General features: G+C 63.4%; 14 protein-coding genes and 1 tRNA gene. 5 read left to right on the top strand and 10 right to left on the bottom strand.

The genetic code is table 11. From position 1 onward, the window contains the following. Positions 1-279: 279 nt before the first annotated feature. A complete protein-coding gene (ybiB, locus tag P3T16_RS29170) occupies positions 280-1,254 on the bottom strand; it encodes a DNA-binding protein YbiB (protein ID WP_429344906.1) in 975 nt (324 codons plus the stop codon). 195 nt (positions 1,255-1,449) lie between these two features. Between ybiB and P3T16_RS29165 the strand changes: the two genes are divergently transcribed. Together P3T16_RS29165 and maiA are read left to right on the top strand one after the other, a co-directional pair. Further along, positions 1,450-2,148, top strand: a complete 699-nt coding sequence (locus tag P3T16_RS29165) for a fumarylacetoacetate hydrolase family protein (protein ID WP_429344905.1) — start codon at positions 1,450-1,452, stop codon at positions 2,146-2,148. A 32-nt stretch (positions 2,149-2,180) separates the two neighbouring features. After that, complete coding sequence (maiA, locus tag P3T16_RS29160; protein WP_429344904.1) at positions 2,181-2,825, top strand: maleylacetoacetate isomerase; 645 nt, start codon at positions 2,181-2,183, stop codon at positions 2,823-2,825. Positions 2,826-2,938: 113 nt separating this feature from the next. Here the strand turns inward: maiA and ftsY are convergent, their stop codons facing one another. Further along, complete coding sequence (ftsY, locus tag P3T16_RS29155) at positions 2,939-4,288, bottom strand: signal recognition particle-docking protein FtsY (RefSeq protein ID WP_429344903.1); 1,350 nt, start codon at positions 4,286-4,288, stop codon at positions 2,939-2,941. A 250-nt stretch (positions 4,289-4,538) separates the two neighbouring features. Between ftsY and rsmD the strand changes: the two genes are divergently transcribed. The 3 genes from rsmD to P3T16_RS29140 all read left to right on the top strand — a co-directional run bounded on the left by rsmD (position 4,539) and on the right by P3T16_RS29140 (position 6,103). Continuing rightward, a complete protein-coding gene (gene rsmD / locus P3T16_RS29150; RefSeq protein ID WP_429254859.1) occupies positions 4,539-5,156 on the top strand; it encodes a 16S rRNA (guanine(966)-N(2))-methyltransferase RsmD in 618 nt (205 codons plus the stop codon). 111 nt (positions 5,157-5,267) lie between these two features. Beyond that, a complete protein-coding gene (gene coaD / locus P3T16_RS29145) occupies positions 5,268-5,780 on the top strand; it encodes a pantetheine-phosphate adenylyltransferase (RefSeq protein ID WP_429254858.1) in 513 nt (170 codons plus the stop codon). Positions 5,781-5,845: 65 nt separating this feature from the next. Next, positions 5,846-6,103 carry a YfhL family 4Fe-4S dicluster ferredoxin gene (locus P3T16_RS29140; RefSeq protein ID WP_429254835.1) on the top strand — a complete coding sequence of 86 codons (258 nt, stop codon included), beginning with the start codon at positions 5,846-5,848 and terminating at the stop codon, positions 6,101-6,103. 96 nt (positions 6,104-6,199) lie between these two features. Here P3T16_RS29140 and hisC read toward each other — a convergent pair whose 3' ends face one another. From hisC to P3T16_RS29100, 8 genes are all read right to left on the bottom strand, one after another. Beyond that, positions 6,200-7,279: a histidinol-phosphate transaminase gene (gene hisC, locus P3T16_RS29135; protein ID WP_429254834.1), complete on the bottom strand. Its 1,080-nt coding sequence runs from the start codon at positions 7,277-7,279 to the stop codon at positions 6,200-6,202. Positions 7,280-7,332: 53 nt separating this feature from the next. Then, positions 7,333-7,941: an aminoacyl-tRNA hydrolase gene (pth, locus tag P3T16_RS29130; protein ID WP_429344902.1), complete on the bottom strand. Its 609-nt coding sequence runs from the start codon at positions 7,939-7,941 to the stop codon at positions 7,333-7,335. Positions 7,942-8,071: 130 nt separating this feature from the next. Then, a complete protein-coding gene (locus P3T16_RS29125) occupies positions 8,072-8,698 on the bottom strand; it encodes a 50S ribosomal protein L25/general stress protein Ctc (RefSeq protein ID WP_429344901.1) in 627 nt (208 codons plus the stop codon). Between the two features lie 148 nt (positions 8,699-8,846). Continuing rightward, a complete protein-coding gene (locus P3T16_RS29120; protein WP_429254831.1) occupies positions 8,847-9,803 on the bottom strand; it encodes a ribose-phosphate pyrophosphokinase in 957 nt (318 codons plus the stop codon). Between the two features lie 45 nt (positions 9,804-9,848). Further along, a tRNA-Gln gene (locus tag P3T16_RS29115) sits at positions 9,849-9,925 on the bottom strand. Between the two features lie 53 nt (positions 9,926-9,978). Then, entirely contained in the window at positions 9,979-10,860 is an 882-nt protein-coding gene (gene ispE / locus P3T16_RS29110) for a 4-(cytidine 5'-diphospho)-2-C-methyl-D-erythritol kinase (protein WP_429344900.1), read from the bottom strand. Positions 10,861-10,878: 18 nt separating this feature from the next. Further along, positions 10,879-11,511 (bottom strand): lipoprotein insertase outer membrane protein LolB, encoded by a 633-nt coding sequence (gene lolB / locus P3T16_RS29105; RefSeq protein ID WP_429344899.1) that lies wholly within the window; start codon positions 11,509-11,511, stop codon positions 10,879-10,881. Next, on the bottom strand, positions 11,511-13,352 hold the full coding sequence (locus P3T16_RS29100; protein WP_429344898.1) for a tetratricopeptide repeat protein: 1,842 nt from the start codon (positions 13,350-13,352) through the stop codon (positions 11,511-11,513). The genes lolB and P3T16_RS29100 overlap by 1 nt, the downstream gene beginning before the upstream one ends. Between the last annotated feature and the right edge of the window lie 63 nt (positions 13,353-13,415).

Below are 13,415 nucleotides of genomic sequence, written 5' to 3'. Positions count from 1 at the left end.
CGACAGGTTGTAAGAGGTACGGCGGATCTGGGGTGAAGCTGAAACTGCGGAACTGCTGGAGGACCGCGCTGTGAAGCTGGATGCGCGGCGCTACGCCTGACTTACGCTAGACGTAGCGATAGAAGCCGCGGTAGGCGGCTGAGGGTAATTCGGAGGGTGTTCGGAAGGGAACGCATCCGGTGACTGTATGTCAGGGTGCGGGACCCTGTCAACCGGCGGTGTTCGGATTCGCAGGTTCAGGAGTACAGGAAGCGTCTCTCAAACCCGTGCCAGCCCCGGTCAGGCGGCGCGTTTCGCGATCTCGGCGATCAGTTCGACCTGACGGGAAATTGCCAGCGGAACGGGCACTTCGCCACGCATCACAGCTTCGATCCATGCCGCTGTGGTCGCCGCGTCGCGGGCTTCCGGCAGCGGCACTTCGGGCGCATCCGGCGATGAGCGCTCAGCGGCGACGACTGTTTCGCACGCGCCGTCGTGCAGCCAGTCGATCTGCACCTGACGCCGCGTGTCCGCGACGGCCTCGCCTTCCGTGCCGCGCGCGAGCAGCGCGCCGCCGACGGCCGCGTCGGGATGCGCAGCGAACAGCTGCGTAAGGCTCTCGCGATACGGCGGATGCGTGTAGTTCACGAGACGCAGCCCGTACGGCTCGAACGGCTGCAGGATCTTGACGAGCGTGTGCGTCGAATTACGCACACCCATCCGCCGGCGCAGCGCCAGCAGCCGCGCGAGCTTGGGCGCGAGTGTCGCGATCGGCGAAAACGCAAGGCGGCGGGCGGCCAGCGCATCTTCGATGGCCGCGTGGGTCGGCGCGTGATCGACGCCCAGATGCGCGAAAATCTCGGCGCTCGTCACACGGCCGGGGTCTTCAGCCACACCATGCACCAGCACCGGCACGCCTTCGCGGGCCAGCAGCAGCGCCAGCAACGGCACCAGGTTTGCCTGTTTGCGCGCGCCGTTGTAGCTCGGGATCGACACTGCCTGATACGCATCGTGCGTCACGCGAACCGGCTCGAACGACGTGTGCGCCGCCGACAGCATCGCCGCCAGTTCGTCGGCGCTTTCGCCTTTCACGCGGTACGCGAGCAGCACTGCGCCAAGCTCGAGGTCGGAGACGCGGCCGTCGAGCATCGCGCTATACAGCGTGTGCGTATCTTCGGCGGAGAGCGCGCGGGCGCCGTTCGGCCCACGGCCGATTTCCTTGATGAAACGGGCGCACGGGAGGACGGCGGTCGTGGTGTCGGGAGATTCGATCATCGGATGGGCGTGGTGCGGAAGTTTCGGCGGCGCGGGCGGATGCACAAACGGACAAACGCGCGCTCGCGGTGGGCCGACGGGACGGTAAAGGCCTCCAGTATCGCATCTGTCGCGATCCAGCAAGATTGTGCATGCGCGTTACACTTATCGTTTAGTCGCCGCCTGCGCGGCATCCCACAAAAAACGGAGAACAGGATGAGTTACGTGTTTGCGCCGGCGCCGGTTGTCGCGGTGCCTGTTGTCGGAGTCAGCGAGCAGTTTGCGGTACGCCGGATTTATTGCGTGGGTCGCAACTACGCGGCGCATGCTCGCGAGATGGGGCACGATCCCGACCGCGAGCCGCCGTTCTTCTTCTGCAAGCCGGCCGACGCCGTCGTGTACGTCGCGCCGGGCGAAACCGGCAGCTTCCCGTATCCGTCGCAGTCGAAGAACGTGCACTTCGAGATGGAACTCGTCGCTGCAATCGGCAAGGCGGGCAAGGATATTCCCGCTGGGCGCGCGCCCGAACATGTCTATGGCTATGCGCTCGGGCTCGACATGACACGCCGCGACCTGCAGGCCGAGGCGAAAAAACTCGGCCGCCCGTGGGATACCGCGAAGGGTTTCGATTATTCAGCGCCGCTCGGCCCGATTCATCCCGCCTCGAAAGTCGGTCACATCGACAAGGGCGCGATCTGGCTCACCGTCAACGGTGAGGAAAAACAGCGTTCGGACGTGTCGGACCTGATCTGGTCGATTCCGGAAACCGTCGCGTATCTGTCGACGCTCTTCGAGCTGCAACCGGGCGACCTGATTTTCACGGGCACACCGGAAGGTGTCGGCGCGGTGGTCAAGGGCGAAGTGATGAAGGGCGGCGTCGACGGGCTTGGCGACTTCAGCGTGCGCGTCGTCTGATGGCGCCGGAGTCACGGGAGGAGACACAGCGCATGAAGCTCTACAGCTATTTTCGTAGCTCGGCGTCGTATCGCGTTCGGATCGCGCTGAACCTGAAGAACCTGCCGTGCGACTACGTGCCGGTTCATCTGTTGCGTAACGGTGGCGAGCAGTTGAAGCCTGAATATCGCCGGCTGAATGCGGACGCGATCCTGCCGACGCTCGTCGATGGCGACGATGTGTACACGCAGTCGCTCGCGATCATGGAGTGGCTCGACGAGACGCATCCCGAGCCGCCGCTGCTGCCCGCGACGCCGCGTGACCGCGCGTATGTCCGTTCGGTCGCGCTGCAGATCGCGTGCGAGATTCATCCGCTCGACAACCTGCGCGTGCTCAAGTACCTGAAGCACACGCTGGGCGTGAACGATGAGGCGAAAGACGCGTGGTATCGCCACTGGGTCGAATCGGGCTTCGCGACGCTGGAGACGCATCTCGCCAGCGACGCGCGTACCGGCAAGCTGTGTTTCGGCGACGCGCCGACGCTCGCGGATGCGTGCCTCGTGCCGCAGGTATTCAACGCGCACCGCTTCAAGATCGACACCGCGCCGTTTCCGACGATTCACCGGATCTACGAACACGCGATGCAGATCGACGCGTTTCAGCGTGCGGCGCCGGGCGAGCAGCCGGACGCGGAGTGACTTCCGCGTGGGTGCGCGTTGTGCGTTTCAATGCGCGGGTGATGTAGAAAGGGCGTCCAGTGCGGCTCGTGCACTGGACGCCTTTTTTTTGCCTTCGGATCGAACGGACAGTGTCAGAAATCGAGCAACGCGTCGGAGAATTCTTCGGCGCTGAACGGCTGCAGATCCTCGACCTTCTCGCCAATGCCGATGAAGTACACCGGTACGGGACGCTGCCGTGCGATCGCCGCCAGAATGCCGCCCTTCGCGGTGCCGTCGAGCTTGGTGACAATGAGGCCGGTCAGGCCGAGCGCGTCGTCGAAGGCCTTGACCTGGGCGAGTGCGTTCTGTCCGGTGTTCGCGTCGATGACGAGCAGGACTTCGTGCGGCGCGCCATCCAGCGCCTTGCCGACCACGCGTTTCACCTTGCGCAGTTCTTCCATCAGATGCAACTGCGTCGGCAGACGGCCTGCGGTGTCGGCCATCAACACGTCGATCTTTCGCGCACGCGCGGCGCCGACGGCATCGAAGATCACCGCGGCCGGATCGCCGCTTTCCTGCGCGACGACGGTCACGTTGTTGCGCTCGCCCCAGATCGCCAGCTGCTCGCGCGCGGCGGCGCGGAACGTGTCGCCGGCGGCGAGCAGCACTGACTGGTCGAAGCGCTGCAGATGCTTCGCCAGCTTGCCGATGCTGGTGGTCTTGCCGGCGCCATTGACGCCCGCGATCATCATCACGAGTGGCTGCGCGCGGCCTAGCATCAGCGACTTTTCGAGCGGCTTCAGCAGGTCGATCAAAAGCGAGCGGAGCGCGGTCTTCACCTGTTGCGGATCGGTCAGGCGCTCGGCGCGGACCTTTTCGCGCAACGACTCAAGCAGGAATTCGGTGGCGTCGACGCCCGCGTCGGACATCAGCAGCGCGGTTTCGAGTTCCTCGTACAGGTCCTCGTCGATCTTCGCGCCGACGAAAATACCTGTCAGGCTCGAACTCGTCTTCGACAGGCCGGTTTTGAGGCGCGTCAGCCAGGATCTCTTTGCGGCCGGCTCCGGCGCGGGCGGCGGGACGATTTCGACGGTTTCTTCGTCGGCCTCAGGTTCTGCGGCCAGCGTTGCGGATACGGACGGCGCGGACTGTGCCACGGGTTGCGGTGACTGTTGGGCCGTGGGCGCGGCAAATGCCGCAGCGGGCCAAGACTGTTCGGCAGCGGGTGCCGGTGCCGGCGCTGCCTGCGCTTGCGACACAGCACGGTCGACGGGAGCCGCAGGCGTAACGGGCGCGGAAGACGGCGCAGCAGGCGCCACAGGTGTCGATGCGGTAGGGGTTACCGGCGCGGCAGCAGGCGCTGCCGGCGCGACGACAGGGGCAGGCGCTGGAACCGGAGCCGGCGCCACTTCAGCCGCAACCTGCTCCTGCTCCGCAGGCGCTTCCTGCGGCACGGTGTCGGACGTTTTCGAGCCCTTGAATCGTTTGAAAAAGCTGAACATGATCTGGCGTGGTGAGAGCGCGCGCCGATTCCCGCGACGCGGGACCAGGCGACAGCGGCAGGCAGCGTGGCAATGCGGGATGCAAGGCGCTGGAAACCGGACATTTTATCAGGCGCGCCCGGGCCCGTCGCCGGACGCCGTGCCAAAGCCGCGACCGTGGCAGCGGCGGGGCAGCGCGGGCCTGTGGTAACGTTGGCGCTCCGGCCCGCCGTCGCAGACGCGGGCGCTCTCCACGCAAGACGATTTCCGCATGCCCCGATCCTCTCCTTCCCGCGCGCATGGCGCATCCTCAGGCCGCAGCAAGGCGCCGCACGCAATCCGCATCATCGGCGGCGACTGGAAGCGCACGCCGCTGCCGGTGCTCGATCTCGACGGCCTGCGTCCGACGCCCGACCGCGTGCGCGAAACGCTCTTCAACTGGCTCGGCCAGCGCCTCGACGGCCTGCGCTGCCTTGATCTCTTTGCCGGCAGCGGCGCGCTCGGTTTCGAAGCGGCGTCCCGCGGCGCGGCGCGTGTGCTGATGGTCGAGCGCAGTGGGCGCGCCGCCGGCCAGTTGCGCGCGAATCAGGCCAAACTGGCTGCGCGCGCCATCGAAATCGCCGAAGCCGACGCGCTGCGCCTCGCGGCGAGCCTGGCGCCCGGCTCGTTCGACGTCGTGTTCCTCGATCCGCCGTTCGATGCCGACCTGCTCGAGCGCGCGTTGACGCTCGCCGTGCCGCTCGTGAGCGCCGAAGGCTTCCTGTACGTCGAAGCGGGCGAAGCGCTCGACATCGCACAGACAGAGGCGCTGGCAGGCTGGACCATCGTCCGCCAGGGCAAGGCGGGCGCGGTTCACTATCATTTGCTGCAGCGCGAAAATGAGGAATAATGCGCCTTCCATAACAAGCGCCGGACGGCTGCCGTCACGCGCGCGACCCCTGGCAGAAGCATCTCACGGGCGCTGAACTGCCCGTCCCAGTGAACAGAGAGGAGAAGTCTCATGGTAGTCGCCGTGTACCCGGGCACATTCGACCCGCTGACGCGCGGTCACGAAGACCTCGTTCGGCGCGCGTCGAGCATTTTCGATACGCTGGTGGTCGGCGTCGCCGACAGCCGTAACAAGAAACCCTTCTTCACGCTCGAAGAACGCCTCGATATCGCGCACGAAGTGCTAGGCCACTATCCGAACGTGCAGGTGATGAGTTTCAAGGGGCTGCTGAAGGACTTTGTCCGGACGAACAACGCGCGCGTGATCGTGCGCGGCCTGCGCGCCGTGTCGGACTTCGAGTATGAGTTTCAGATGGCCGGCATGAACCGCTATCTGCTGCCGGACGTCGAAACGATGTTCATGACGCCGTCCGACCAGTACCAGTTCATTTCGGGCACGATCGTCCGCGAGATTGCCCAGCTGGGCGGCGATGTGAGCAAGTTCGTGTTCCCGTCGGTCGAAAAATGGCTGCAGGAAAAGGTCGCGGCGCTCGGACTCGAGCCGGACCAGGCAGCCCAACCGTAAGCGGCGTAAACTAGCGGCTTGCGGAATGACAGTCGGCCCGTTGCCGGCGCGAAGTGAGAAGAAGCATGGCCTTGATGATTACCGACGAGTGCATCAATTGCGACGTATGCGAGCCCGAGTGCCCGAACGACGCGATTTCGATGGGCCCGGAAATCTATGTGATCGACCCGAAGAAATGCACCGAATGCGTCGGTCATTTCGACGAGCCGCAGTGTGTGCAGGTGTGTCCGGTGGAGTGCATCCCGCGCGATCCGCAGCATGCCGAAACACCGGATGGATTAATGGCCAAGTATCACGCACTGATGGCCGCGAAGGCCGAATGACATCCATTTCGCGGCATTGTTGGGCGATGACGTAAAAAACCGGGCGGTCGAGCCCGGTTTTTTGTTTCTGCGACGCGCCATGCCACGATGCGTGCGTTATCCGATGTAACCACCGATGATGTCGCGTAACGCGTTGAGCAACGCGTCGCACTCGGCATCGGTGCCGATGGAAATGCGCAGGTGCTGGTCGATGCGCGGGGCGTTGAAGTGACGCACGAAAATCTCTTTCCCGCGCAGGCGCGCGGCCAGCGCCGCAGCCTCATAGCCTTCATGCCGCGCGAACACGAAGTTCGCCGCCGATGGCAGCACCTCGAAGCCCAGCGCGGTCAGTCCAGCCGATAATCGCTCGCGGCTCGCGATGACCTTGCTGCAACTGTCGCGGAACCAGGCATCGTCCTCATAGGCGGCGATGGCCGCGGCTTGCGCGAGCCGGTCGAGCGGATACGAGTTGAAGCTGTCTTTCACGCGATTTAGCGCATCGATCAACGCCGCGTCGCCGAATGCGAAGCCCACGCGCATACCGGCCAGCGAGCGCGCCTTCGACACCGTGTGCACGACCAGCAGATTCGGATACCGGTTGATCAGGCCGATCGCCGATTCAGCGCCGAAGTCCACATAGGCTTCGTCGACAACCACGACAGATTCCGTATTCCGCTCGAGCAGCCGTTCGATATCGGCAAGCGGCAGTGCGCGGCCGGTCGGCGCATTGGGATTCGGGAACAGCACGCCGCCGTTGGGCGCGGTGTAGTCGTCGGGACGGATCGCGAACTGATCATCGAGCGCGACAGTGCGGTACCCGACTTCATAAAGACGCGCGTACGTCGGATAAAAGCTGTACGTGATGTCCGGGAAAAGTATCGGATGCTCGTGCTTTAGCAGCGCCTGAAACACGTGAGCGAGCACTTCGTCAGAGCCATTGCCGACGAACACCTGCTCCCTGCGAAGGCCATGATGCCTTGCAACCGTTTCGCGCAGCCGAAGGGCCGTCGGGTCCGGGTAGCGACGCAGCGTATCGGCGGTTTCACCGAGCTCGTGACGGATCGCCTCGAGCACGCGCGGTGACGGCGGATACGGATTCTCGTTGGTGTTCAGTTTCACCGGATTCGCGAGCGCGGGCTGCTCGCCCGGCACGTACGGCTTCAACCGGTGAACGATGTCGCTCCAGTAACGGCTCAAAACGCGGCTCCTTCGAGTGTTCTTCGCATGGGTGAGGGCGTGGGCGTGTCGGACTAAGGTTGCGAGTTCCGATGCAGCTGCATCATCGCGCGTTCGAGTTCACCTTTGACGATCACCGGCATCACCGCCAGCGCGCGTTCAATCGACGCGTCGATGACGTCCTGTTCCTCGCGACGCGGCGGCTTCAGCACGAAGTTCGCGACGTCGGGCTTCGCGCCGGCGCGCGCGCCTTCGGGAATCAGATCGCGCGGATGACCGATTCCGATCCGCATCCGCCAGTACTGCTGCGACGACAGATGCGCGGTGATGTCCTTCAGCCCGTTATGACCGCCGCTGCCGCCGCCAAGCTTCAGCTTCACAGCGCCGGGCGGCAGATCGAGTTCGTCGTGCGCGACGAGAATTTCGTCGGGCAGAATCTTGAAGAACTGCGCCACCGCGACGACCGACTGCCCCGAGCGGTTCATATACGTCTGCGGTTCGAGCAGATGCACTTCCTCGCCATGGAGACGCGCCTTGCCGTAGAAGCCCTGGAAGCGCCGCTCGTCGCGCATCGTAGTGCCTGCCTCGCGCGCGAGTTGATCGACCAGCCAGGAGCCGGCGTTGTGGCGCGTCGCGGTGTATTCGGCGCCCGGATTGCCGAGCCCAACGATCAGCTTGATCATGATTCGATGATTGTCCCGTTACGGGCGGACGAAAAAAAGCCGAAAAAAAACCCGCCGGGGCGAACCGCGGCGGGTCACGTCGACCGTTTCAATGAAACGGATCGAGAGGATTTGTTCGCTTCCCGTGCGATCAGGCAGCCGGCTTGTCGCCTTCACCTTCGGCAGCACCCGTAGCGGCTTCGTCAGCGACGGCGCCAGCCGGGATCGTCGCCGAAGCGATGACCGGGTTTTCTGCTTCAACGTGCGCAACCAGAGCGACGCCCTTCGGCAGCACGATGTCCTTCGCGTGCATCGTCTGACCCGCTTCGATCTTCGCCAGGTCGACTTCGAGGAATTCAGGCAGTGCCGACGGCAGGCACTCGATTTCGATTTCGTTCACGACGTGCGAGATCACCGCGCTCGACAGCTTCACTGCCGGGTTGGTTTCCTGATTCATGAAGTGCAGCGGCACCCTGGTGTGCAGCTTCTTCTTCGCGTCGACGCGCTGGAAGTCCACGTGCAGCACGAGCTGACGGAACGGGTGGTATTGCACGTCGCGCAGCAGAACCTGTTGCGACTTGCCTGCCACTTCCAGATCGAGGATCGACGAGTGGAAAACTTCTTTCTTCAGCGCGTGCCACAGCGCGTTGTGATCGAGTTCGATCAGTTGCGGTTGAGCATCAGCGCCATATACGATTCCCGGCGTCTTGCCGGTAATACGCAGGCGGCGGCTCGCACCCGTACCTTGCAGACTACGCTCGAAAGCGACTACTTTCATCTTGATTCTCCAATGCACTGCCCGCGACCAGGCAGTAAAAACGGGGCCTTCACGCAACGAGCGCAGGCCCCAGAAGCGACGGCACGAACCTTCGTCCGTTCATGCCGATTGTGCAAAAGCGCAGCATGCGCTGCGCCTTCGCAAATTCTTAACTTTCCGCAAACAGCGACATCACCGAGTCGCCGCGGCGGATACGCGAGAACGTTTCGGCGAGCAGACCAGCGCTCGTCAGCGAACGGATCTTCGGGCATGAACGCGCTTCTTCGCCCAGCGGAATCGTATCGGTCACGACGAGCTCGTCGAGCGCCGAGTTGGCGATACGCTCGCCCGCGCCACCCGATAGCACCGGGTGCGTCGCGTAGGCAAAAACCTGCTTCGCGCCGCGTTCCTTCAGCACCTGCGCTGCCTTGCAGAGCGTGCCGGCGGTATCGACCATGTCGTCCATGATCACGCAGGTGCGGCCTTCGACTTCACCGATGATGTTCATCACTTCGGCAACATTTGCCTTCGGACGACGCTTGTCGATGATCGCGAGATCGCAGTTCAGCTGCTTCGCGAGCGCACGTGCGCGCACCACACCGCCAACGTCCGGCGACACGATCAGCAGATTCTCGTAGTTCTGCTTGCGCAGATCGCCGAGCAGCACCGGCGTCGCGTAGATGTTGTCGACGGGAATGTCGAAGAAGCCTTGAATCTGGTCGGCGTGCAGATCCATCGTGATGATGCGATCGACGCCGGCGATTTCCAGCATGTTCGCCACGACCTTCGCCGAGATGGCGACGCGCGCCGAACGCGGGCGTCGATCCTGACGGGCATAGCCGAAGTAGGGGATGGCTGCGGTGATCCGACCAGCGGATGCGCGCTTGAGCGCATCGACCATGATCATCAGTTCCATCAGGTTGTCGTTCGTCGGTGCGCACGTGGACTGCAGGACGAAGACATCCTTGCCGCGCACGTTTTCCTGAATCTCGACCTGGATTTCACCGTCCGAGAACCGGCTGGCCATAGCCTTGCCGAGGGGAATACCGAGGATTTTGACGACTTCCTGTGCAAGCGCGGGATTCGCGTTGCCAGTAAAAACCATCAGGCCGTCATGGCTGCTCATCGTGCACCTGCTTCAGGCTGGGGGGCGAGAGAATGCGAGAATTTTTGGCAGGGGAGGAAGGACTCGAACCCTCGAATGCCGGAATCAAAATCCGGTGCCTTAACCAACTTGGCGACTCCCCTACACTAACTTTGAGCTCCGCTGGATGTGTAGGACCATTCAGCGATGCAAAACCTTATGCCGCGAAAGCAAAGAGTGGATGCGTATCGAGGCTTGCAGTTACTGCGCTGTTCCATTCGGCTGGCAGTCTGGCTTGCGCCGCTTCTGCTTCACCGAAACTACGAAACGCCGCAAAAACACTCGCGCCCGATCCGGTCATCCGCGCCGGTGCGATGTTATCAAACCATCTCAGCACCCGCGCAACTTCCGCGTATTTTCCCACGACAACTGGCTGCATGTCATTTCGGCCGAAGCTGTCAGGCCATTCTGCGCTGCAACTTTGCTGTGCAAGAAAGTCCGTAATTGTGCGGGGTTCTGTATCTCTTGTCAACGATTTATCTGAAAAAATCGCAGCGGTTGGAACGTGAACCTTTGGCGTCACAACGAGGAAATAACGCGGCGGCAATTGTACAACCTGAAGCGCTTCTCCGACACCCTCTGCGAACGCATTTCTTCCGAAGACGAAAAATGGCACGTCGGCGCCGAGTTTCAATGCGAGCGCCTGCAGTTCGATGCGCGGCAGTTCGAGCTTCCAGAGACGGTTGAGCGCGAGCAGCGTGGTCGCGGCATCGGAGCTGCCGCCGCCGAGTCCTGCGCCCATTGGCAGACGCTTGTCGATCTCGATGTCGACACCGGCTCCCGTGCCTGTGTGAGCCTTCAGGAGCGTCGCGGCGCGCACGGTCAGGTCGTGTTCTGCCGGCACGTCTGCGATGTCCGTCTTGCGCGTGATGCGGCCGTCATGGCGCAGGGTGAAGTGCAGCGTGTCGCCCCAGTCGAGCAGCTGGAATACCGTCTGCAGTGCGTGATAGCCATCCGGACGACGTCCGTTGATGTGCAGGAAGAGGTTGAGCTTCGCGGGTGCGAGGCACTCGCGCAGCGCGTTGTTTGTTTCGATCATGAGTGGTGAAATACGGGCTTACTGGTCCAGCACGAGCTTGATGTCGAGAGGCGGAGCCTCGCGGCTCAGATTGACGCGCTTCACGCCGGTGGCGGGCGCATCGGCGTAGGCAAGGTAGTCGATTGTCCAGCCGTCCTGCTGGATCTGCTTCAGACGCGTTTCCTGCTGTGGATCGGGTACCGTCTTCGCGCGCGATGTAGGCGCTGCCGACGGCTGCAGCCAGTAGCGAAGCCCTTCGACCGGCAACGCAAAACCGAGCGCATTCTGCATGAGCGTCGAGACGTTGTCGGCGGTAAGCGGCTGGCGGTTCGGCAGTTCGAGCGTGGCCGCAGCCGGCGACGACGTAATGATCGCGAGCGTCTGGCCGAGGGGATTACGCAGCTGGAGGCTCACGATGTCGCCGGTTTCCTGCCACTGGAAGTTGCCGTACGCATTGCGCTGCTGACCGTTCTGGTCGACGTATTGCACTGCGAAGCGGCCGTGATACGCACGCGTGGTCTGTGCGGTGACGGCCGTCGCGGCGTTCGACGTGGACGGCCCTTGCGGCGTAACGGAAGCACAACCGGCCAGCGCCACGCAGGCGGCGGCCGCAAGACCCAGCACGGCACCACGCGGCGCCGTCACCGGACGGATAAAGCGGAAAATACGCATCAGAGATCGTTCACCTGAAACCGTTGAAGCGTTTTGACCAGCGTCTCGTTGTCGGGTTCGAGCTTGCGAGCCTGCCGCCACGCATCGCGCGCCTGAGCCTGGTCGCCGGTTTTCCACAGCACTTCGCCGAGGTGCGCGCCGATTTCGGCGTTCGGTTGCAGGTCGTAGGCTTTGCGCAGCACCTTGATCGCGTCCGAGTTATTGCCGAGGCGATACTTCACCCAGCCGACGCTGTCCATGATGAACGCGTCATCCGGTGCGAGCGACGAAGCTTTCTGGATCAGCTTGTCGGCTTCCTGGAGGCGCTGGTTGCGGTCCGCGAGCGAGTAGCCGAGCGCGTTGTACGCCTGCGGATTGTCCGGCTGCGACTGGATCAGCTTGCGCAACTGCGCTTCCATCACGTCGTAGTGGCCGGTCTTTTCGGCGGCCATCGCGTAGTCGTAGGCGAGATCGGGGTCGTCCGGGGAATCGGCGCTCGCCTGCGCGAGGCGCGTTTCTGCTTCCGGATAACGTTTCGCATCGAACAGGATTGCTGCGTCGGTGCGCACGATCAGCGACTGGTCGCGCGGATCCGGCGCTTGCAGACTCGCGAGCAGTTTGCGCGCGTCGTCAGGTTTGCCCTGCTTTTCGAGCAGTTGCGCACGCGTGATCTGCGCAGGAATGTACTGCTGGCTCGAGGGCCGGATGTGGTTCAGCCAGTCGCTCGCGGCGGCTTCGTTTTTCTGCTCGAGCGACAGCTGCGCGAGGTAGATGTACGCCTGTCCCGCGTCGGCGCCCGGCGTCTTCTCTGCCTGCTTTGCGTATTGCGTGAGGTACGTCTGGGCTTCTGTGAAATTCTTCTGCTGGATCTTGATCAACGCGAGCGCCATCAACGGCGTCAGGTCGTTCGAGTTGTCGTGACGCATGATCTCGAACTGCTTCTGCGCGTCGTCCAGACGGTCGCTGGCGAGATACATCTGCGCGAGCGCGAGCCGTGCGTCATGCGACTTTGGATTCTGCTGCAGATATTTTTCGAGCGACGCGATGCCTTCCTTGCGCTCTTCCGGACCCATCTGCGACAGCGTCAGCGCGGCCGGCAGATAGTCGGGCTTGATCGCCAGCGCCTGTTCGAGCGATTTTTTCGCGCCCGGCGCGTCGTCGCAGACGAGCTGCTGTCTGGCAATCGCAAGCTGTGCTTCCGGACGGTTCAGGTCTCCCTTCAGCAGATCCTGCAGCACGTGCAGGCCGCCAATGCGATTCGGGCCGCGCGAAAGCAGCAGTTGCAGCGCGAGGACCGCGTTGCCGCGATTGTCGGCGGGCACTTTCGCCAGTTCCTTCGCGAGGAGCGGCGCGGCTTCGTCAGGCTTGCCGGACAGCACGAGCAGCGACGCGTCGAGTTGCGCCGCGCGTTCCGAACCCGGCGCATACTGCTGCCACAGTTGCGCGGCGGCCAGCGCGTCGGCCGGGCTTTGCGCGCCGAGCGCGATTTCAGTCGCACGCTGCGCCATGCGCGGGTCGTGCGTGTCGCGCGCAAGGGCGAGGTACGTCTGGTACGCGGGCGCCGGCTGGTTTCGCTGCAACGCGACTTCAGCGGCGAGCACCTGAAAGACGATCTGGCTGGAAAGCGAAATAGCCGGCAGATTTTTCTGCTCGTCGGGGCTCGGCTGGCCGAGCGCATCCTGCACGGAGAGCGAACTATCGTCGGAATCCGGCGATGGATCCTGCGCGTGCGCGGGCAACGCGACAAGCGCCCACGCGGCGACGACCGCCGCTCCGAGCATCCGCTGGACGGAGACAGCACGCGGCACGCGAGACACAGAGGCGGGGAACCGGTAAAACAGTTTCACGAAGGACAAGTTCATGGAAATCCGATCAATGTTTCGGACGATTGTAACGCGCTCGCTACAATAAGCGCACAACCACCC

Origin of the sequence: Paraburkholderia sp. GAS42 (assembly GCF_050436565.1) — a bacterium.
Taxonomy (GTDB): domain Bacteria; phylum Pseudomonadota; class Gammaproteobacteria; order Burkholderiales; family Burkholderiaceae; genus Paraburkholderia.
This window is presented reverse-complemented; position numbering and strand designations above follow the sequence as displayed.